This window comes from Lysobacter sp. K5869 (assembly GCF_018847975.1).
In the GTDB taxonomy this organism is placed as follows: domain Bacteria; phylum Pseudomonadota; class Gammaproteobacteria; order Xanthomonadales; family Xanthomonadaceae; genus Lysobacter.
This window is the reverse complement of the sequence record NZ_CP072597.1, coordinates 2326035-2346235: the sequence shown is the minus strand read 5'-3', so window position 1 is coordinate 2346235 and position 20201 is coordinate 2326035. Positions and strand designations below refer to the sequence as shown.

Annotated in this window: 16 protein-coding genes and 1 tRNA gene; 5 read left to right on the top strand and 12 right to left on the bottom strand. The window is 64.8% G+C overall.

Going from position 1 to position 20201, the window contains the following annotated elements; translation table 11 throughout:
- Positions 1 to 492 precede the first annotated feature (492 nt).
- The 4 genes from J5226_RS10095 to J5226_RS10080 all read left to right on the top strand — a co-directional run bounded on the left by J5226_RS10095 (position 493) and on the right by J5226_RS10080 (position 8011).
- On the top strand, positions 493 to 849 hold the full coding sequence (locus J5226_RS10095; RefSeq protein ID WP_215839782.1) for a hypothetical protein: 357 nt from the start codon (positions 493 to 495) through the stop codon (positions 847 to 849).
- Complete coding sequence (locus J5226_RS10090; RefSeq protein WP_215839781.1) at positions 846 to 3425, top strand: hypothetical protein; 2580 nt, start codon at positions 846 to 848, stop codon at positions 3423 to 3425. Before J5226_RS10095 ends, J5226_RS10090 begins: the two co-directional genes overlap by 4 nt.
- Before the next feature lie 325 nt (positions 3426 to 3750).
- A complete protein-coding gene (locus J5226_RS10085; RefSeq protein ID WP_215839780.1) occupies positions 3751 to 7764 on the top strand; it encodes an ATP-binding protein in 4014 nt (1337 codons plus the stop codon).
- 37 nt (positions 7765 to 7801) lie between these two features.
- On the top strand, positions 7802 to 8011 hold the full coding sequence (locus J5226_RS10080) for a hypothetical protein (protein WP_215839779.1): 210 nt from the start codon (positions 7802 to 7804) through the stop codon (positions 8009 to 8011).
- Here the strand turns inward: J5226_RS10080 and J5226_RS10075 are convergent.
- Together J5226_RS10075 and J5226_RS10070 are read right to left on the bottom strand one after the other, a co-directional pair.
- On the bottom strand, positions 7973 to 8371 hold the full coding sequence (locus tag J5226_RS10075) for a hypothetical protein (protein WP_215839778.1): 399 nt from the start codon (positions 8369 to 8371) through the stop codon (positions 7973 to 7975). The genes J5226_RS10080 and J5226_RS10075 overlap by 39 nt on opposite strands.
- 661 nt (positions 8372 to 9032) lie before the next feature.
- On the bottom strand, positions 9033 to 9722 hold the full coding sequence (locus J5226_RS10070) for a hypothetical protein (protein ID WP_215839777.1): 690 nt from the start codon (positions 9720 to 9722) through the stop codon (positions 9033 to 9035).
- Between the two features lie 412 nt (positions 9723 to 10134).
- Between J5226_RS10070 and J5226_RS10065 the strand changes: the two genes are divergently transcribed.
- Positions 10135 to 11937, top strand: coding sequence for a DUF4209 domain-containing protein (locus J5226_RS10065; protein WP_215839776.1), 1803 nt, complete (start codon positions 10135 to 10137; stop codon positions 11935 to 11937).
- A 632-nt stretch (positions 11938 to 12569) separates the two neighbouring features.
- Here J5226_RS10065 and J5226_RS10060 read toward each other — a convergent pair.
- From J5226_RS10060 to tolQ, 10 genes are all read right to left on the bottom strand, one after another.
- A tRNA-Lys gene (locus J5226_RS10060) sits at positions 12570 to 12645 on the bottom strand.
- A 79-nt stretch (positions 12646 to 12724) separates the two neighbouring features.
- Positions 12725 to 13423 carry a 7-cyano-7-deazaguanine synthase QueC gene (gene queC / locus J5226_RS10055; RefSeq protein WP_215839775.1) on the bottom strand — a complete coding sequence of 233 codons (699 nt, stop codon included), beginning with the start codon at positions 13421 to 13423 and terminating at the stop codon, positions 12725 to 12727.
- Between the two features lie 173 nt (positions 13424 to 13596).
- Entirely contained in the window at positions 13597 to 14274 is a 678-nt protein-coding gene (gene queE / locus J5226_RS10050; RefSeq protein ID WP_215839774.1) for a 7-carboxy-7-deazaguanine synthase QueE, read from the bottom strand.
- A gap of 8 nt (positions 14275 to 14282) precedes the next feature.
- The gene (gene ybgF / locus J5226_RS10045) at positions 14283 to 15113 is read right to left on the bottom strand and encodes a tol-pal system protein YbgF (RefSeq protein WP_215839773.1); all 831 of its coding nucleotides are present in this window, start codon (positions 15111 to 15113) and stop codon (positions 14283 to 14285) included.
- A 46-nt stretch (positions 15114 to 15159) separates the two neighbouring features.
- Positions 15160 to 15684, bottom strand: a complete 525-nt coding sequence (pal, locus tag J5226_RS10040; protein ID WP_215839772.1) for a peptidoglycan-associated lipoprotein Pal — start codon at positions 15682 to 15684, stop codon at positions 15160 to 15162.
- A 113-nt stretch (positions 15685 to 15797) separates the two neighbouring features.
- Positions 15798 to 17117: a Tol-Pal system beta propeller repeat protein TolB gene (gene tolB / locus J5226_RS10035; RefSeq protein WP_215839771.1), complete on the bottom strand. Its 1320-nt coding sequence runs from the start codon at positions 17115 to 17117 to the stop codon at positions 15798 to 15800.
- Positions 17118 to 17355: 238 nt separating this feature from the next.
- Entirely contained in the window at positions 17356 to 17817 is a 462-nt protein-coding gene (locus tag J5226_RS10030; RefSeq protein WP_215839770.1) for a TonB C-terminal domain-containing protein, read from the bottom strand.
- Positions 17817 to 18773, bottom strand: coding sequence for a cell envelope integrity protein TolA (locus tag J5226_RS10025; RefSeq protein WP_215839769.1), 957 nt, complete (start codon positions 18771 to 18773; stop codon positions 17817 to 17819). The genes J5226_RS10030 and J5226_RS10025 overlap by 1 nt, the downstream gene beginning before the upstream one ends.
- Positions 18770 to 19216: a protein TolR gene (gene tolR / locus J5226_RS10020; RefSeq protein ID WP_215839768.1), complete on the bottom strand. Its 447-nt coding sequence runs from the start codon at positions 19214 to 19216 to the stop codon at positions 18770 to 18772. Before tolR ends, J5226_RS10025 begins: the two co-directional genes overlap by 4 nt.
- Positions 19217 to 19312: 96 nt before the next feature.
- Entirely contained in the window at positions 19313 to 20095 is a 783-nt protein-coding gene (gene tolQ, locus J5226_RS10015; protein ID WP_215839767.1) for a protein TolQ, read from the bottom strand.
- Positions 20096 to 20201 lie beyond the last annotated feature (106 nt).

Below are 20201 nucleotides of genomic sequence, written 5' to 3'. Positions count from 1 at the left end.
CGGGCGCGATCGGGGGCACAACACCGGACTCTGCGCGACCCGACCGGAAGGTCCCGCACCGGACCGCTCGGCCGGCTTCGACGGCTTCGCATCGGTCCACGTCCTCTTGCTCGCGACACTAGCGGGGCCGAAGACATCCCCTTCCCCAACGCGGCACGGTGGGCGCTCACGGCGAGTTCGCGTCAGTCGATCCCCGAATGCGGGGGCTTCGCACCGATACGGGGCAGTCCACCGAGCCAATGACCTGCTCGCCAAATGCGACTGCACATAGCGGAATTCGTCAACATTTGCATGTGATACGAATCGCAATGTCCGATCCGGACGGCTCCATTGTCCGCTGCATACGTATCGACGACCGATCCATGCGGATCGGCGTCCGCCCCGTGTCTGCCATCGCGCGCCATCGCCACATACCTTCGCCTTCGGCACGTACGGCTGCGGCGGCGCAAGACGCGTACCCGCCCGAGACTCAGCGAAGCGCAGGCCGGCGAGATGGAGAGGCTGCTCGGCGAATACAGGGGCGTCGATGCCGTGCGCTGTCGCGGCGGTCTGACCTTCGAGGCCGAGGTCCGCACGTCGATCGGTGAGCGGGCCTTGCTCGGGAAAGAGGCATCGCGACGGCGCCGCAATGTCTATGGGCTTCGCAGCTGCCGGGGAACGATTCGACTGATCGAAGTCCGGGACGCGAGGCGCCCAAGGGAAGCGCCCCATCGCGTCTTCGAAACATTCGACGGCGAACTCCGGGAAATGCGTAACGGCTGGCCATCGAAGCTGCGAAAGCGCGCTTCCGAAGCCGGCGGCATCGACAACAGGCAATCCAGCAACTCTCCCAGCAAGGACAGGAAATGAGCGCAAAACTGGACAAGAGAAACCAACCGATCAAGTGCGGCGCCACGACACCCAGCGTCACCACTGCAGACATCACCAGCGCTTCGGTATTGGTGGACGGCCACGCCGTGTATGCGACGGCGGATCAGAACGGCGCATTGATGGTTCTCTACGCAAACACCGCCGAGTACGAAACATCCGGAAAACTATCCGACCTCAACCAGTGGCACGAGGCCCAAATCAAATCGCGGCTGCCGGATTCGATGAGCGGCGACTTCCTGGTCGACGGCGCGATATCCGCGATGGCGCTGGACGGATACGGCTACATCTTCTGGAAAAGCATGGATGGCGTATTCCGCGTGCTCAGGATTTCGTTCGCGGAAAAACCCACCGGCCATCTCGCCACCATCGGGTTCGACAACATCGCCGGGATCTCCAACGGGGTGTTCGCAAGCAATATCGCGGCCTTCGGCATGCCAGGCGGGATGGGAAAGAAGTTGGACGGCAACATCGGTTGCGTCGTCCTGTACAAGGACGCTTCTGCCTGCACGAGCTTGCTGGGGGTGACGCTGGATCCGTCCGCCTTCGTTCCGAATAGCCCCTGGCAGGTGGAAGACCACTCGGGTGGAATGTGGGCGGCGCTCGATGCCGATGGTTCGCTGGCCTCCGGTGGCTACGCGCATCTCACGGCCGCCTGGATCAACCAGGGTGCGATGCAACTCACCCCCTACGATGCGATGCGCCCCTACCTCACGCTGGTGACCTGCCTGCGTTCGCGACACGCATCCAACCCCTGCAGGTCCTACGGACTTCCACTCGCTGGCGCATTCGATCCGATCTCCTATATGAAGGTCGAATCCGTCTACCCGCCCATCCACGGCATCGAAATCACCGGGCTTCAGGAGGCAGGGGCCGCTTCCGCGGCGACGCTGTGCACGGCTCCGGACGGATCGGTGCTGGCCAAGTTCAGCGACGCCTCGGCACATGCCAGGACCGCGTCGTTGCGGTTGAACTCGCGCCCGTCCGGGGACCCGGATCACGGCAAGCCGGGCATGTACTCGCCGTGCTGGATCGTCGCGCCGGGCGATCCGGACGGGCACAGCCCCTCGGTGTCGTCGCAGACGGCGCCGTGTTCGCTGTTCCTCCCGCTTCCGATCCAGATCGGGAGATCGCCCTGCCCCGTCCCGATGCCGAGCAGCAGCACGACGACCTACTACGAGAACTGCCGGATACAGAAGCACGTCGAGTGCGTGCTGACCGCGGCCAACCAGCACCCCATGTTCTCGACCTTCTACTGGGGCGAAATCTTCGCCGTCCCCGACTACATCACGGCCGACCTGCTGGATGAGTACGAGCAGACGCTGATCCTGTCGATGGTGGCGGACAGCTTCCCGTATCCGGTCCCGGAGAAGCGGGTCTGGGGCGCCGACAGTCCGTCGGGAATGATCAACTGGCTGCTGTGCACCTACGAGTATCTCGTCGGCAGCGACGCCTCGGCCAAGGTCGAGAACAACATCACCGGCGCGGCGGGATTCAAATTCTCCGAGACGCTGCTGATCACCTCGATCGGAGTCCAGAGCGAGATCTCGCTGTCCAGCGGCTACGCCAGCATCACCAGCACCGAAAGGACGATCCATACGGCCACCGCGTGTTCCGTCACGACCAAGGGCCTGCCCAAGGAGCTACAGGAAACGCCGGAGCAGACCGACGACGCGGAACTGTTCATCAGCCCCGAAGGCGCATTGTTCTGCAACACGCCGATCAGCAGGATCGGGTTCGATCTCGCCGTCGCGCTACTGCGCGGGTCGAACGCGATCTCGGGATCGATGGTGGTGAAGGCTCACCCGATCGCGACCTCGCCGCCTACGGCGATAGCGGCCGACTACGCGACCTATTGCTACACGCCCGGAGACCTTACGTCCTACCAGGAGCAGCGAATCAACAACACGATGTACGACCTCTTCGGCAAGCTCAGCGAGCAACAGCAGGAAGAGTTCATCATCAACGGCGAGGACTTCCGCTCTTTCTATACGGGAAGGGACTATCTCAACAAGGTCGTCGACAGGTTCGGATCCCCTTCCTTCGGCCCCGGCAGGAACAGCGAGTATCTGGAGTTCTCGTTCTCGGAAACCTCGATCATGCGCGACGAGTACCAAGATACGAGCAACTTCACTCACGCCGGCCGTTGGTTCATCGACAGCTCGATCTACGCTGGCGTGGCCTCGCACATCGAAGGGGACGCGGAGGTCGGCATACTCGGCATCATCGGCCTCGGCATCCCGATGGTGGAGGAAACGATGTCCTTCATGGTCGGCATGGACATCTCCGCATCCCACGAGACCTCCAGCAGTTCCAGCGCTTCCTGGGGGATCAACCTGGGCGAATACCTCAACCCGCTCGCGCCGGGAGAAGCCTATACCGCGCGGATGTACTTCCTGAAACCGAGCGCATTGTGGGCGATGGAGCTCAAGTATTTCGGGTTCCCGTCGCCCGGCTACGCGTCTTTGCCGAGCATCGACCTGGTCAACAGCTGCCCGGTGCGCGTGCTGTTCACCGTGCCGTACGTTTCGGAGGCCTTGCAGAAGCGGATGCCTTGACCGCGCCGCGCCCTGTTTGCGATGTCCGTTGCGCCTGCCGCGGCGGACATCGCGCATCCGGGCTCCGCCGTTGCGAGCGTGCCGCGTCGCGCAGTTTCATCGCGAAGCGCACCGCCCTGGAAATGTGACCACCTTTGCAGCGCGACGTGTCGCATCCTCTATTCCACAGTGCGCTTTGCGATAGAGTGGCGACCGAGCGACCGAAAACCACGGGGATGGAACGGATCGCGCCTTTTCCAGGGTTCGTGATCGGATGGTCGTTCATCGCGCTTGGGCGTTTCTTGCCTTGGCTTGGCTTGGCAGTGCCCACGCGGGTTCGCTGCCGATGGTGGTGCGCCACTTCACCACGGCCAACGGCCTGCCGGTCGGCAGCGCCGCCGCCGCGCGCGCCGATGGCGACGGCTTCCTTTGGATCGCCACGCACGACGGACTCGCGCGCTTCGACGGCCGCGACTTCGACATCCATGATTCCGCCCGCTCTGCGCAGATCGGCGGCAACCGCTTCGTGTCGCTGCAGCAGGACGATTCCGGGTATGTCTACGCGCTGTCCGCCGACGGCACCGTGGTGCGTGCCCGCGGCAGCGTCGTCGAAGCGCTTCCGTTCGATGATGGGCAACGCAAGCGGATCGTCGACGCGAGCTTCCTGCATGCCGACCCAATCTGCGTCACGTCGCCGGCCGGCATCGATTGCGCTGGAAGCGATGGCCAGTTCGCGCGAGAAGCGTCGTTCGACCCGGCATTGGGCGTGGCGGCAGCGCTGCGCGCCGCGCCGCATCGGTTCTGGCTGATCGTCCCGGGACGGGGTTTGCTGCTTCAGTACAAGCAGGAACGGCCCGTGCCGTTGAAGGGCGGCGACTTCCTTCGATTAGGGCGCGATCGATTCATCGCGCAGGTCGACGGGCGCGGCAATCTCTGGATTGCGTCTCGGTACAGACTCGCGCGGGTGGGCCTCGACGGTCGGATCGCTCAATTCGGTTCCCCTGCGCCCGAACCGGCCGAGATCGTACAAGTGCGGATCGACCGTGCCGGGCATGTCTGGGTCGGCAGCGATCGCGGCGTTTTCCGGATCCAGGAAGGCAGCGGAGCGATGCAGCCGGTGCCCGCACCGGCCGGCTTTCCCGCGCAGGGTTTGGCCCGAAGCTGGCAGGATCCCGCCGACCGCCTGTGGATCGCCCGCGGCGGCCAGCTCTTCTGCGATGGCGTCCAAGTCCTGAGCAGTCCGGGCGAGATCCTAGACGTGTACTTCGACCATGCGGGCATCGCCTGGGTCAGCACGCTGCGCGACAGCCTGTACGCCCTGTCGGCGCCGCGCGTCGATACCATCGACAAGAGCGACGGCCTGCGCAGCGACAACGTCTACGGGATCGACGTCGCCCCCGACGGCAGCCTGTGGATCGGCGCGCTGGGCGGCGGCATCCATGCGCTTCGACCCGACGGACACATCGACCGCTACGGTCCCGCGCAAGGGCTGCCGGGCGAAAACACCCACGCCGTCGCGGTGTCGCCCGATGGCGAGGTCTACACCGCGACGTATCGTCCAGGATTGCGTCGCCTGCCTGTCGGGGCAACGACGTTCGAGCCCGTCGCCCTGCCGCTGCCACTGGCGCACGCACAGGTGCTCTCGCTGAGTTTCGATGATCGCCGCCGCCTTTGGATCGGAACCGGCAACGGTGTATGGAGGCGCGACACGGACGGTTGGCGCCGGATCTGGCCGGACACGGAGTCCGTGCAGGTCGGCGCAGTGCTGCACGCCGCGGACGGGAGCCTCTGGTTCGGCAGCGATCGCGGCCTCTACCGGATGGCTCATGGCCAGGCGCGCGCGGTCGCACGCAGGCTGCTCGACGGCGTCACCGTGCGCGGATTGTTTCAGGACGCGGCCGGCACGATTTGGGCCAGCACCGAAGGCCACGGCTTGGTGGGCATCGATGCGGACGACCCGCAAGGGGACCATGCAAGGCAGTTGGGGCGCGCGCAGGGATTGCCGTCGAACAGTCCGCACTCGGTCCTGCAGGATGCGCAGGGGAGTCTGTGGATCAACAGCAATCAGGGTATCCACCGGATCACGCAACAGGCGCTGTCCGCCATCGCGCGCGATGGCGCTGCCATGCTCTCGCCGCTCTCCATCGGTTTGCCGGACGGCCTGACCGAACTCGAGGGCAATGGCGGCGTCCAGCCGGCCGCGGCCCGCGATGCCGACGGCATCCTCTGGTTTCCGACCCAGCGCGGCGTCGTGCGGATCGATCCCGCCAGCATGCCTGTGCGCCCCAATCGCTCGCGCACCGTCATCGACAGGACGCTGGATCTGCGCAGCGGCCGCCCGTTCGACGTCGCGCGGCCGCTGCCCGCCGGCGTGCGTTCGATTCAGATCGCCTACAGCGCCGCGGATCTGCACGGCGCGGAGCGACTTCGGTTCCGGTACCGCCTGTTGCCTTCGCACGAGCAATGGACCACGGCCGAGCACGTACGTACGGCATCCTTTATGGCGCTGCCGCCGGGTCGCCACCGGTTCGAAGTCGTCGCTGGCAATGGCGACGGCGTGTGGTACCCAGAGCCGACGGTGGTTGAGTTCTCGGTGCCGTACTACTGGTACGAAACCGTCTGGTTCAAGTTCGCCTGCGTCGTCCTGCTGGCGGGTGCCGGCGGCCTCCTGCTGCGATGGCGCTTGCGCGATCTGCGGCGGCGGACGGCGTTGCTCGATCGAAAGGTTCGACACAGAACCGCCAAGCTGTCGATCGCCAAGACCCAAGCCGAAACCGCGCTGACCGAGTTGGCCGCCCTTAACGCCCGTCTCGAACGCAACAACCTGACTCTGGCCACGCAAACCGAGCGCCTCGAAGGGCTGGATGCATTCCGCACGCGACTGCTCGCCGACATCGGCCACGAACTGCGGACGCCATTGATGCTGATCGGCGTCAGCCTGCGCGAGATCGAAACGACCGACGAGTTGTCGGCGCCGATCCTGCGCAGGCGTATCCACCAGTCCTTGCAACAGGTCGATCGCCTCGATGGGCTCGTCGATCAACTCGTGCAGCTCGTACTCGCCGAAGCCAGGCGGATCGAACTGGATTTCAGCCGGATCGATCCCGGCGAATTCGTCAAGGACACAATGGCGGCCTTCCTGCCTCTGGCCCAGCGCAATGCACTGGCATTCGAAATCGCGTGCGCGGAGGACCTGCCGTCGCTCATGGCCGACACCGCCTTGCTGACCACGATCCTCGGCAACCTCATAAGCAACGCCTGCCGCCATGCGCCGCGCGGTAGCGTCGTGCATGTCGACGTAGGACATGACGCGAACGCCGGGTATGTGCGTATCGGCGTCGCCGACGAGGGGCCCGGCCTGTCCGCACAAGTCGCAAAACGCATGTTCGATCGTTTTTATCGCGGCGCTACGGATCTTTCCGCGGAGCACCAGGGCCTGGGAATCGGTCTTGCATTGGCGCGGGAACTGGTGCTGTTGCACGGCGGCAGGATCGGGGCGGACAGCGAGCCCGGGCGCGGCGCGAGGTTGTGGATCGAGCTGCCGACCGGCACGGCGCATGTGGCATTGGAGGAGATCGCAATCCGTTCCGACCCCGCGCGCGAGGCCGTTGCGCGCGCGCCGTCGGCGTCCCAGCGCGTTGTTGCGGCCCGCCCACAAGAGAACCCAGGGCGTAGCCTCCTGCTCCTGGAGGATCACCGCGAACTCGGGGATTATCTGGAAGAGCGGCTGTCCGAGCGGATGCGGATACTGCGGGCGTACAGCGCCGCCGAGGCCACTTCGATCCTGGAGACGATGCCCGTCGCGGTGCTGTTGGCGGATGTCCTGCTGCCCGACGCCAGTGGGTTGGAAGTTTGTCGGCAACTGCGATCCCAGCCGCGCTACGATGGCGTTCCTGTCGTGCTGATGTCGGCCAAGTCCTCGCGCGAGGACCGTGAAGCGGGAATTGCAGCCGGTGCCGCCGCCTACCTCGCGAAACCATTTTCGTTCGAGCAGTTGCTTGGCGTACTCGAAGGCGTCTGGCCGGAGTTGGCCGAAACGACCAGGAAGCACCGCGAGGCCAACGCCAAACTCGATGCCGATCCCCTCATCGCCATCGCGTCGGCAGCGATCGGCGACGCGCGGTTCGGCGTATCGCAGTGGGCGGACATGGCCCATCTGTCCGAACGCCAGTTGCGGCGGCGTGTCGTGGATTTGACCGGCCTCCCGCCGCAGACGTGGCTTCGCGAGCAACGCCTGGAGAAAGTCCACCATCTGATCAGCAGTGGCCAGTGCAGGACATTGGCGCAAGCGGGCTCACAGGCGGGATTCGACAATGCCGACTACCTGTACCGCCTGTATCGCGCCAAGTACGGCAATTAGAGCCTCTCTCATCCGCGCGTGTCGGCAGCACGTCTCGATGAAAACGCTGCCCCAGGCCACCACGATCGAACTCGCCCGCGCCGGCGCTAGCCAAAAGATCGGGCTCGGCCAGAGCGCTACTGACTTTCTGATTCCGGGCGTCGCGAAGCCCACCGCACGCAAGGCCAGCTCAATAGGCGACGCCCTGCTATTCACCGCGCATCTCGCGTCACTCTACTGGCAGGTAGTGGTAACCGTTGCTCTGTAGTTCCAGCACGACCATGCTCCGGGGCGCATAGGAAATACGGATCGCCTGCCCTTTCACGAGCGAGTCGTGAACCTCTTCCGGAACTTGGAACGTCAGCGGCGGGGAAGACCCACTTACGGTTACAAAGATCCGAAAGCTCGTCGAGTCGTCACTGTCGATTTTCTTCTTATTTTCAAGTACCGCTTCGCGGACGATCTTGACCCCTCGCGCCAGATCCCTAACCAGATGTATTCGCAGCACCGCGGCGTAAACGTACACCGGGATCAAGCACAGCAGGGATAGCCCTAGGTGCTCAGGAATCAACGCGCCCAGGAAAGAGTCGGGTGCGACCCTCTTCAGCGCCATCAGGGCGATGATCACAAGCGAAATCACCAGGAGCAGCGGTAGAAACCGCATGCGGACGCTAAGCAGCTTGCGCTCTCGCGAGTCTAGAGGTGCGACGAGGTTTCGAGCACTAATCGAAGACATACGATGCTCGTGTCGGAGAGCTCTGGGCTGGGCCTGCAGCCTTTGAAATCCTCACGGTTGCCAGGCCGCAGTTCGCGGCTTTGAGATGCCTACGAAATCCTGGGCGATGCATTCGACTTCCCCAGCCTATCGACGCGAGTTCGGACCCCGCTGGATATGTTGATCGCGATAAAACTCGCTCGACAAGTCCACGGCTAACCCATTGATCCGTAAGACCCCGAAAACCAATCCACTGGTCTGCAGACCACAGGACGGGAGAAAACGGAGAAGATTCGGCGGATTTCTCGCCAAATTCGAGGCTGTGGATATTTGACAGGTCCACACGCCGACGCCGAAAAGGTCGGAAATAAGGCCTTTCGTGAGGGGGTGTGGCGAAGAGACGCGGTTGGACCGCAAGAGACTGGTGGAGCGTGGGCAACCGGAATCCAACTCTTTTGATTATCCAGAGTTATCCACGGTTATCCAGAGCTATCTTGAATCATGATGGCCCGGCAATGCAGCCTCTCCGGCGGCTGCCGCGCAGGCAGACGCCGCCGCTCTGTCGAATGCCTCGTCAACTCGCTGTTGGCTGCGGCGGGAGGTCGAATGGAAACGGCGTTGGCGTCGCCCATCGTGTTAGGATCGCGGCGCGCAATTCAGTCATTTTCTCAACCGAATCCCAATCGGGATTGGCTGGTCGAGGAGCGATTTGGGCGAATGATCGCAGTTCCGCCGCGAACCGAGCGGCTTCGATGCCCAGGCCTGCGTACTCGAACTTACGCCGCTCGAAAAAGGCCGGGTAGTCCGGGGGATCGTCGTGCTCGGCGGCGCCTTCAATACGCTGATCGGCCTCGTGTATGCGGTTCGGAAGGTGCAACACGTCGAACATCAACACGGGCGGAAGCACCGACCATACGACGTCGAATTGTTTTCGATCGAACGTCGGCGTTGGCTTGGTCGTATGCGTGTACCCCTCGTGATCCTCCACACCGTTGTCAAATGCCACGGCTTCGCATGCGCTGCTGAAACGTTCCAACTCGCCAGCAACCAAGCCGGCTAGGTAGGCCGCGTCAGAGGCGTCCTTTTTGGCCTTCTCTGCCTTGTCGTGCGCCGCTTTGTTGGTCTGTGCCTCCAACTCGCGGTTGCGAGTCCAGCGGCTGGCCAGGTAGGCGCCAAGGAAGCTGCCCAGCACCGTCACGACAGCCACAATGACGGGCATCCAGATGACGTACCATTCGGGAGGGGATGTTGCCGGCGCGGCCATCGTCGGGTGCTCCATGCAGTTTGATGCCGCAGCATGCCAGCCGCCCTCAGTATTGGCCACTGCCACCCCGCACGCGCCGTGGCTGGCGCCGCGGAGGCCGCAGACAGATTCTGCGCGCCGGGTCTATCCCCGCCCCTTACTGCTTAGCCGGCAAGACGAATTCTGCGCGACGGCCCTAAGAACGTTTCAGCGCGCGTTAGCGCCGGTCGTGACGCGTTGTTCTCATGCAGGAGGCCACATTCGATCATTGGCGCAACGAAGCTCCGAAAGGCCTTAGGCTGTTGGACGGCCGCCAAGGCGACTGGCAGTAATGTCCGAGAGTGTTGCTACCTGAGCCGAAATTTGGCGACTCGCGGAGTAAAAGCAGTTCTAGAAAGTACCCATCGCCTAAGCCACAACGAATGGAGGCCCTGTGGCAATCCTCACTCGACCAGTATCGGAAGAGACTCTCAGCGCAATGGATTGGCAGCAATACGTACTTGAGCTTGACTGGTCGGAGTACTCGATCGATTCACGTTTCCGACTGATGCCACAAATTGAGCAACTGCAGGCGCGCGATGAGACCTTGGCTGCGGAAGTTCTAACGCTGCTAGGTCACGTGGCGACTCTAGTGATGGAACCGCGAGCGTCCTTTCCATTTCGCATTAGATCGGTCCAGAAAAAGAACGGCCTAGATTCATTGGACCAGTACGATATAGAGTGCCTCGCGATGATGGCGCTGCAAGCTAATGATCCCTGGCTTCGAGCTCGACTAGCTGACGTCGCGGTCACAGCCGGTCGTGATCGTGGATTGAATCAATGGCAACTTGGGTCCACTGCTGTTCACGCGTACCTCGATCACTGCGAGCAACATCTTCTTGGAGAGCAAGGATTTCTTCACACGGATGAGGCGATCAGAGGAACTAGATTGCGCTGGGTGTACGCCAAGCGAGATGAAGCCACCTATGAGCGATACAAGCAACTCATCATCTCGGGCATTCGACGTGGCTTGGAGCTGAGGCATCCAGGCCTCTATCACGCGCTAGCTCGCGACATCATCGCGCAGCGCTACAGCTTCTCGGCCGAAGTTGCTCCAATCTTAGAGCAGGCAGCGAACCAGTTCGCAACAGATGAGAACTGCGATTATGACCTCGCGTCCCGGGCGTACCTCCTAGCCTATAAGCTGTGGGAGGTGGCCGGGAACAAGGCCAGCGCGAATCGATGCCATCTCGCTGCTGGCCAAGCGCTTGTGACCCGATCCAGAGGCACTGGTAGCGCCATGCTTCGTTCTGATTGGCTAGCGGAAGGTATCCAACTACTTCGACAGGCACGCTCGCCACGGCAGCACATCACAGCGCTGTGGCAGGAACTTTCTGATCTACGCATGGGCATCGAATCGGAGATGCACGAGCATGAGTTTTCGGTTGATGTGACCGACATTGCGGAAGCTGCACGCGCCGCGATTACCGGGCCGACCGCTTGGGAGGCATTGCTACAATTAGGGTTTTTATTAGGCAACTGGTACGACCCCGGAATGATTAGGCAGGAGGCCATTGAGAGCGCGCAACGGTTCGTGTTCCGAAGCTTTTTCACCCAAGTGCACCTAGATCGAAGCGGCAATCCTATTGACAGAGAAGACGCGTTCGACATCAACAACGAGGAGCATGTGACGCGGCGAATGGTCGCCTATCTTCTCGAGCACCGGTTGGACTTTTTTTCCAAAGTGATCGCTCCCAACGCACTGGAAGTAATGACGGCGAGCCACCCCCCGTCCTTCGAGCTGTTCTTGGAAGCGGCATATCTCTCCCCAACCGCCCCGAAGGGCCACGAATACAGCTTGGCGCGTGGCCTCTACGCTGGCTGCACGTCCGATTGGCACGAGTGTGGAACCTACCTAATCCCGCAAGTTGAGCCCTTTGTCAGAAACCTTCTCAAGAGAGCGGGACGCAATACACTGACCGTTGGCGACGACGGCATAGAAAAGGAGCGGACGCTCGGAGATATGCTCATCAGCCAAGACGCAGCCGAAATTCTCGGATCGAGACTGGTGCTGGAACTTCGAGCTCTAATGACGGAGAGTTCTGGGTATCGGCTCAGAAACAACTATGCGCATGGACTCTTTAACGATGCGGAACTCGAGAATGTGGGCGTTGTGCGCTTGTGGTGGACGACCTTGAGGCTAGTGATGTTTCCGTGGGGAAGAGAATACCTAGCTAGCCTAAATCAAGCGGTCTGAGCTGTGACTTCCTTTGAGACTGACACTCCAATTAGGAGTCGACTGTGGCGATCATGTGGTTTTCAAAAGACGGGCTGCGACCCGATACGCAATCTGGGCCAGGCATCGACTTGACCGTGGCTGAAATCCATTCCTTGTTTCGCTCGGCGCGACTGCGGTACGTGGGCTCCGAGGCACCGAGCATTAACCCGCACCGACCCTCGCACTCCGAAAAAAATGTAGTGCTAGAGATAGACAAGGCCGATGGCACTACGGATTTGCTACCAGAATTAGGGTTCTACCTTGTTGTGGGAGTGCGTCCCCGCGAAGCGGAAAGCCAATTGCGGGCTCTCCGTGAACGCTCGTGATGCACACGATCAGGCTGGTCGCCATTTCGAATCCATCAGGCCGCCTTGATCGCGATAAGACTCGTTGAAAAGACCAGCCGTAACCCATTGATCCGTAAGATCCCGAAAACCAATCCACTGGTCGGCAGTCCACAGGAGGGGAGAAAGCGGAGAAAATTTGGCGAAATTTTCGCCAAATCAGGGGCTGTGGATATTTGACAAGTCCACAGGCCGAGGACGAAAGGCCAGAAAAGAGGCGTTTTCGTGAGGGGACGTGGGGAGAGACGCGGTTCGCCCGCAAGAGACTGGTGGGTCGTGATGGATTCGAACCATCGACCAGCGGATTAAAAGTCCGATGCTCTACCGACTGAGCTAACGACCCAAAACGTGTCCGGACGCGCCGGAGCCGGGCATTCTAGCCCAGGAGGGGGCCGGCCGTCAGGCCCCCGCCCCGCGCGCGTTCAGACGTAGCGGGTGGGATCGGGCACGCCGGCGGCGTGGAAGCCCTCGGCGCGCAGGCGGCAGGCGTCGCAGTGGCCGCAGGCGCGGCCGGCGTCGTCGGCCTTGTAGCAGGACACGGTCTGGGCGAAGTCCACGCCCAGGCGCACGCCTTCGCGGACGATGTCGGCCTTGCTCAGGAACTGCAGCGGCGCCCGCACGCGCAGGCCCGCGCCCTCGACGCCGGCCTTGGTGGCGAGGTTGGCCAGCCGCTCGAAGGCCTCGACGAATTCGGGGCGGCAGTCGGGATAGCCGGAGTAGTCCACCGCGTTGACGCCGCAGAAGATGTCGTTGGCGCCCAGCACTTCGGCCCAGCCCAGCGCGATCGACAGCATGATGGTGTTGCGCGCCGGCACGTAGGTGACCGGGATCGCGTCCTTGGCCGCGTCCTGGCCGATGGCGTGGCCGTCGTCGTCGAGCGGCACCTGGATGCTCTCGTCGGTCAGTGCCGAGCCGCCGATGCTGCGCAGGTCGACGCTGACGGTCTTGTGCGCGGCCGCGCCCATCGATTCGGCGATGCGCGCGGCGGCGTCGAGTTCGGAGGTGTGGCGCTGGCCGTAGCGCACGCTCAGCGCGTGCACGAGGAAGCCTTGCTCGCGCGCGATGGCGACGACGACGGCGGAGTCCATGCCTCCGGAAACGAGGACGACGGCTTTCTTCATGGCGATTCTTCGACTTTGATGATCGGGCAAGGCTACCGCAGGCGGGCTTGCGGGGTTTGGCCGTCGGTCCGCGGGCGGACGCGGGGCGGCGAGTGCGGGGAGCGGCGCGGCATCGCCGGCGTTCGCGCGGGACGCGATGCGCGCGCGGCCCTACGGCCATCGCGCGCGGCGGCTCAACGGCCGGGCTCGTCGTCCCAGAGGATCTTGTGCAGTTGCAGCTGGAACCGCACCGGCAAGCGATCGGCGACGATCCAATCGGCCAGATCGCGCGGCCGCACCTGATGGAAGCTCGGCGAGAACATCACCGCGCAGATCGCGCTCAGCCCATGCTCGGCGACGATCGCCTTGGACCACTCGTAGTCCTCGCGGCTGCAGATCACGAACTTGATCTGGTCGCGCGCGGTGAGCAGCGGCAGGTTGCTCCACAGGTTGCGGTGCGCTTCCTGCGAATCGGGGGTCTTGATGTCGAGCACGCGCGACACGCGCGGATCGACCGGGCCGATGTCGATCGCGCCGGAGGTCTCCAGCGAGACCTCGTAGCCGGCGTCGCACAGGCGCTTGAGCAATTCGATGCAGCGCTTCTGCGCCAGCGGCTCGCCGCCGGTCACGCAGACGTGGCGGGCGCCGTATTGGGCGACCTCGGCCAGGATCGACTCGAACGTCCACCACTCGCCGCCGTGGAAGGCGTAGGCGGTGTCGCAGTACTGGCAGCGCAGCGGGCAGCCGGTCAGGCGCACGAACACCGTGGGCCAGCCGATGCTGTCGGATTCGCCCTGCAGCGACAGGAAGATTTCGGTCAGCCGCAGGCGCTCGGACGGCGCTGCGGCCGTCTCGGAGACAACGGCGTTCATGACGGGACTCAGTTGCGCAGCCGGCTCAGCTGGATCGCGTTGAGGCGATCGGCGGCCGTGCGCGCGGCGTCGGTACCGGGATACCGGTTGGCCACGTCGGCGAGCGTGCGCTCGGCGGCGTCGACCTGTTTCAGCCCGAACTGGGCCAGACCGACCTTGAGCAGGGCCCCGGCGGCCTTGTCGTGGGTCGGGTAGCGGTCGAGCAGGCTCTGGAACTGCTCCTGCGCGAGCTGATAGTTCTGGGTGACGTAATAGCTCTCGCCCAGCCAATACAGCGCGTTGGGCGTGTAGGTGCCGTTCGGGTGCGCGGCCAGGAAATCCTGGAACAGGCGCGCCGACTCGACGTACTGGCCGGCCTTGAGCTCGTTGAAGGCGGCGTCGTACGCCGCGCGTTCGTCGCCGCTCTGGGCCAGCAGGCCCGGGTCGCCGTGCACGCTGGGCGGGGTGTCCTTCACCGTCGCCGCGGGCTTCGCCGCCGCGGGCGGCGGCGAAGGCTTGGCGGCCGCTTGCGGCCCCGGCGCGGCGGCGGCGGGCGCGCCGCTTTCGAGCCGGTTGAGACGGTTGTCGGTATCCAGGTACTGGGCCTTGCTCGATTCCTGCAGCTGGCGGTTCTGCTGCTGCAATTCCTCGACCTGCGCGCGCAGGGCCTGCATTTCCGACTTGAGCTGGTTGACCTGGTTGAGCAGGTCCATGTTGGCCTGGTTGTCGGACGCGCGCTGCTCCAGCGTCGCGACCCGGTCGGCCAGGCTCGCGCGCTGAGCGAAAGCGGGCGTGGCGGCCGCGAGGGCCGCCACGACTGCCAAGGCTAGTGCGAACTTACGCTCTGCGAACTTCCGCATCGCTGATCAGCCTTCGTCTGGGTTGCTCGGGAAAGTCTGGCCGCGATTACTTGGCGGTGTAGACGATCTCGACGCGGCGGTTCTTGGCCCAGCAATCTTCGTTCGAGTCGGTGCAGACCGGACGCTCTTCGCCGTAGGACACGACGGTGATCTGGCTGCCCGAACCGCCGTTGGCCTGGATGGCCGACGACACGGCATTGCCGCGGCGCTCGCCCAGACCCAGGTTGTACTCGCGGCTGCCGCGCTCGTCGGCGTTGCCTTCCAGGGTCATGCGCGAGGACGGACGGTCGCGCAGGTACTTGGCGTGGCAGCCGACGATGGCCTGGAATTCCGGCTTCAGCGAATCCTGGTCGAGGTCGAAGTAGACCACGCGCTGGCGCAGGCAGGCGTCGGTGTCCAGGTCGTTCGGGCCGTAGGCGCCCGAGGCGACCGGGCCGGTGTCGCCGCCCGGCTGGGTGGTGGTGGTCGGGCCGGTGCCTTGATCGACCGGCTTTTCCTTGACCTTCTTCGAGCAGGCGACGGCCGCGGTGCAGAGCACGGCGACGAGCAAGATGCGGGCAGCGTTGTTCATGGGGTATTCCTCGTCAGTTTGTAACGTGGGGCAGGAGTCGTTCGGGGAGTGTCGCAGGCGTTGTTCTGGCGCTGTTTTCGGCTAAAGCCGGCGCTCGGGGGCTGCCCGGCGCATCAGCGCGGCAGGCGGTAGGGCCCCCAGGCCGGTTCGCGCACGTCGCCGTCGGCGAGCACCAGGCGCTGGCGCACCCGGGCATCGGCGGAAACGGCATAGAGCACGCCACGGCGTCCTTCGCGCGCAGCATAAATGATCATGGAGGCGTTCGGGGCAAAGCTCGGCGATTCGTCCAGCGAGCCCGGCGACAGGGTGCTCCACAGGGCGCCGCCGGTGCTGGAATCCATCACCGCGATCCGGTAGGTGTTGCCGGCGCCCTGGGCGGTGGCGATCTTCTTGCCGTCGAAGGACACGCTGGCGCTGGCGTTGTAGCTGCCCTGGAAGGTCACCCGGGTGGCGCTGCCGCCGCTGGCCGCGACCGAGTAGATCTGCGGCTTGCCGCCGCGGTCGGAGGTGAAATAGATCTTGGAGCCGTCGGCCGACCAGGTCGGCTCGGTGTCGATGCCGAAATGGTTGGTCAGCTGGGTCAGCGCCTTGCTGCCCAGGTCCATCACGTAGATCTCGGGGTTGCCGCTGCGCGACAGGGTCAGGGCGAGGCGGCGGCCGTCGGGCGAGAACGCGGGGGCGCCGTTGATGCCGCGGAACTTGGCGACCAGTTCGCGGCTGCCGGTGCCGATGTTCTGGATGTAGATCGAAGAATTGCCGCCCTCGAAGCTCACATAGGCCAGACGGTTGCCGTCCGGGCTCCACGACGGCGACAGCAGCGGCTCGGGCGAGCGCACCACGGTCTGCGGGTTGTAGCCGTCGGAGTCGGCCACCATCAGCGCGTAGTTGCTGCCGCGGCCGGTGCCGGTGGCGGTGACGTAGGCGATGCGGGTGAAGAACGCGCCGCGCACGCCGGTGATCTTCTCGTACACCGCGTCGGCGATCTGATGGGCGACGTCGCGCATGGCGTTGGCGCGCGCGGTCAGGGCGAAGCCGAGCAGGCGCTGCTGCTTGCCCACGTCGTACAGCTCGTACTCGACCCGGTAGCTGCCGGCGCCGGCGTCGAGGACGCGGCCGACCACGATGTAGTCCTGGTTGAGCGCGCGCCAGTCGGGGAAGCTGATTTCGCTGCCGCGGCTCGGCTTGGCGGTCATCTGCTCGACCGGCAGGCCGCGGAACTGGCCGGAACGGTTGAGGTCGTTGCGGACCACTTCGGCGATGTCGGTCGGCGGGGCCGCGCCGCCGCCCTGGTAGGGCATGGGCACGGTGGCGATGGGGGTGGCCGAGGCCAGGCCGCCGACGATGTCGATCTCCAACCCCTTCTGCTGGGCCGATGCGGCGAGGGGGAGCAGAACGGCGAGCAGCGTGGCCAGCCAGCGCAAGGGTCGTTTCATCGGCACTCCGTGAAGATCCAACGGGGGTTTGTTCAGGTTCGGCATTGTTAACGCTGCTGGGTGAACGTGGGCTCAAAACCCGGCGTCAATTTGCGTATCGAAGTGTTATCGGCGCCCGTGCGGTGGGCAACGGCGCGCAAAAAGCGCCGCGAACGACGCTATCGGGCAGCCTTCGCCCTGCTCGGGCAGGCGGCCCGGCCGCCGGGCGGACCGCCCGAGCCGGCAAGGCGCGCGGGGCTCAGCGCTCGCGCACCTGCCGCCACCAGCGCTTGACCCGGCCTTCGCGCTCGTCCGGTTCAGGCACGTGCACGGCCAGCCGCAGCCGCGGTTTGAACACTTGTTGGTAGCCCTGGTACGGCAGCGGGCTGGCGGCGCGGACCGCGGCCAGCAAGGTGTCGCGGCCGGCGGCGTCGAGGCCGCAGGGCTCGATCGCGCGCACCGAGGTCACCGCGCCGCCGGGGCTCTGGTTGAGTTCGAGCGTGCAGACGCTGTCGGCGGCGGCGCTGGACGGCGGGGTCCAGTGTTGGCCGATGGCTTGGCGCAGCAGCTCGTAATAACGCAGCTGGTTCTGCGGCAGGCAATGCTCGGGGCTGTCGCAGGCGCGGCCGATTTCGGTGTTGGCCGCGCCGGCGGGCGCGGCGGCCAGGGCCGCGGCCAAGGCGAGGCCGGCGAGCGGGAGGCGGCGGAACGGGCGGCGCATCAGCGGTCCTCGGCGCGGAAATTGAGGTTGAGGGTGCGCTGGAACACGCTCTCGAACCCAGCGTACGGCAAGGGCTGGGCCTTGAGCACGGCGGCCTCGACCGAGCGCCGGCCGGCTTCGTCGTAAGCGCAGGGCTCGATCACTTCGACCGCGATCACCTGCCCGCCCGGCAACTGGCGGATGTTGAGCTTGCAGGCCGCGCCGAGCGGCACCGAATCCGGGCGCGTCCACTTGGCCTTGATCGCCGACTGCAGCGCCGCCTGATAGCGCGCCAGCAAGCCGGTATCGGCGCCTTGATTGCCGGCCGGCGCCGGCGCGCTGGTCGCGGCGGTCTGGCTGGCCTGGGTGGCGCGGCGGTCGGCGAGCTGCTGCAGCTTCTGCTCGGCCAGGTTCTGCTCGCGCTGCAAGCGCGCGCGCTCGCGGCGGATGTCCTCGAGCTTCTTCTGGCGTTCGGCGTCCTGCTGCTCGGCCAGACGCTGCTTCTGCTGCGCCTCTTCTTGACGCTTCTGCTCGGTCAGATCGACCTGCTCCTGGCGCGCCTTGGCCTCCTGCACCATCTTTTCCTCGGCCGGATTCGGCGTCGGCGTATCCACCACCTGCTCCTGGCTGGTGGTGTCGGGCACCGGGACGAAATCCTGCGGCGATTGCTGCTGCGGCGAGACCGCGTCCTGCGGCTTGGGTTCGGCGATGGGCTGCGGCAGCGGTTCGGAATCCTCGGGCACCGGCTCGGGCTGCGGCTGCTTGATCGGCTCGACCTTGCTGCGCAGGGTGCGCTGCATCGCCGCCGACAGATCGCTCATCTCGGCCAATTCGGTCGCCACCGGCGAACCGGCGGCCGACACCGCCGCGCTGTTCCAGTTGAGCAGCGCGCTGACGATCAGCGCCGCGATCAGCAGGCCGTGCAGCAGCACGACCAGGATCAGCGCCTGCACCTTGTCGGCGCGGGTCTCCGTCATTGCTTACCCTTCTCGGGCTGGCTGATCAGGCTGACCTTCTCGACGCCGGCTTTCTGCAGAATGTTCATCGCGTCCATCACCGGCTGGTAATTGGCGCGGCCGTCGCCGGCGATGTAGACCTGCAGCTTCTCTTTGTCGTTCTGCTTGACGATGGCGCCGATCTTGCTCGCCAGATCCTGCGCGGTCACCGCTTCCTTGTCGCCGGCCTTGAGCGTGAGGAAGAAATTGCCGCGCTCGTCGACCTGGACCACGACCGGATCGCTCTTGGCCTGGGTGGACTTGGCGTTGGATTTGGGCAGATCGACATCGACGCCCAAGGTCAACAACGGCGCAGTGACCATGAAAATGATCAACAGCACCAACATGACGTCGATGTAAGGCACGACGTTGATGTCGGCCTTGAGCTTGCGCTTGCGCGGGCGGCGGATGGCGGTGCCGGACATGGCGGAATCCTCGTATGACGCGCCTGTTTCAGGCGTTGAGCGGGCGCCGCGTCGAACGCGGGCGCCGGCCGTGCGGTGCGGTGGGGCTGCGCCGCATCACTCGTCCAGGTGCGCCTGCCGCTGCAGGATCGAGGAGAACTCCTCGGAGAACGCGTCGTAGCGCACCGCCAGCCGCTCCACGCCGGTGGCGAAGCGGTTGTAGGCCCACACCGCCGGAATCGCCACGAACAGGCCCATCGCGGTCGCCAGCAGCGCTTCGGAAATGCCCGGCGCGACGTCGGCGATGCCGACCTGCTTGGACGCGGACACCAGCGAATGCATGGTCACCATGATGCCGAACACGGTGCCGACCAGGCCGATGTAGGGCGAGGTCGAGCCGATGTTGGCGAGCAGTTCGAGGTTGTGCTCCAGACCGTCGATTTCGCGCGAACCGGTCGCGCGCATCGCGCGCTGGGCGCCTTCGATCTGGGCGCGGGCATCGACGCCGCGGCGCTGGCGCACGCGGTTGAACTCGCGGAAACCGGCCTCGAAGATCGCTTCCAGGCCGCCGATGTTGCGCGCGCGCTCGGTGGTGCCGGCGTAGAGCTTGGACAGTTCCGCGCCCGACCAGAAGCGTTCCTCGAAATGATCGGCCTCGGCCTTGGCGCGGCGGATCACTTTCCACTTGCGGAAGATGATGTACCAGGAGGTCAGCGAGGCGATCACCAGCAGCAGCATGATGAACTGCACCGGCAGGCTGGCCTTGATCACCAGATCCAGCAGGCTGAACTCCGTCGAGGCGTGGCCGGCGGCTGCGGCGGCCTGGGTCACCGCTTGGGTGGCTTCCTCCGGCAGGGCCTGCACGGTGGTGGCCAGTTGCGCGATCAGCGATGACGTCATGCTCGGTTCTCCGTCGCCCGGTGCGCGGGCTTGTGTGGGGCGTGCGGCGCGTCGGGAGTCAACGGACCGCAGGATGTCGTGGGGTTGTAGTCTGAAGCTCGGGTTT

Excerpts from the sequence above, each read along its gene's own strand:
- J5226_RS10095 (WP_215839782.1), top strand. The coding sequence starts at position 493 with ATGGAGAGGCTGCTCGGCGAATACAGGGGCGTCGATGCCGTGCGCTGT.
- J5226_RS10090 (WP_215839781.1), top strand. The coding sequence starts at position 846 with ATGAGCGCAAAACTGGACAAGAGAAACCAACCGATCAAGTGCGGCGCC.
- J5226_RS10085 (WP_215839780.1), top strand. The coding sequence starts at position 3,751 with ATGGTGGTGCGCCACTTCACCACGGCCAACGGCCTGCCGGTCGGCAGC.
- J5226_RS10080 (WP_215839779.1), top strand. The coding sequence starts at position 7,802 with ATGAAAACGCTGCCCCAGGCCACCACGATCGAACTCGCCCGCGCCGGC.
- J5226_RS10070 (WP_215839777.1), bottom strand. The coding sequence starts at position 9,722 with ATGGCCGCGCCGGCAACATCCCCTCCCGAATGGTACGTCATCTGGATG.
- queC (WP_215839775.1), bottom strand. The coding sequence starts at position 13,423 with ATGAAGAAAGCCGTCGTCCTCGTTTCCGGAGGCATGGACTCCGCCGTC.
- queE (WP_215839774.1), bottom strand. The coding sequence starts at position 14,274 with ATGAACGCCGTTGTCTCCGAGACGGCCGCAGCGCCGTCCGAGCGCCTG.
- ybgF (WP_215839773.1), bottom strand. The coding sequence starts at position 15,113 with ATGCGGAAGTTCGCAGAGCGTAAGTTCGCACTAGCCTTGGCAGTCGTG.
- pal (WP_215839772.1), bottom strand. The coding sequence starts at position 15,684 with ATGAACAACGCTGCCCGCATCTTGCTCGTCGCCGTGCTCTGCACCGCG.
- tolB (WP_215839771.1), bottom strand. The coding sequence starts at position 17,117 with ATGAAACGACCCTTGCGCTGGCTGGCCACGCTGCTCGCCGTTCTGCTC.
- J5226_RS10030 (WP_215839770.1), bottom strand. The coding sequence starts at position 17,817 with ATGCGCCGCCCGTTCCGCCGCCTCCCGCTCGCCGGCCTCGCCTTGGCC.
- J5226_RS10025 (WP_215839769.1), bottom strand. The coding sequence starts at position 18,773 with ATGACGGAGACCCGCGCCGACAAGGTGCAGGCGCTGATCCTGGTCGTG.
- tolR (WP_215839768.1), bottom strand. The coding sequence starts at position 19,216 with ATGTCCGGCACCGCCATCCGCCGCCCGCGCAAGCGCAAGCTCAAGGCC.
- tolQ (WP_215839767.1), bottom strand. The coding sequence starts at position 20,095 with ATGACGTCATCGCTGATCGCGCAACTGGCCACCACCGTGCAGGCCCTG.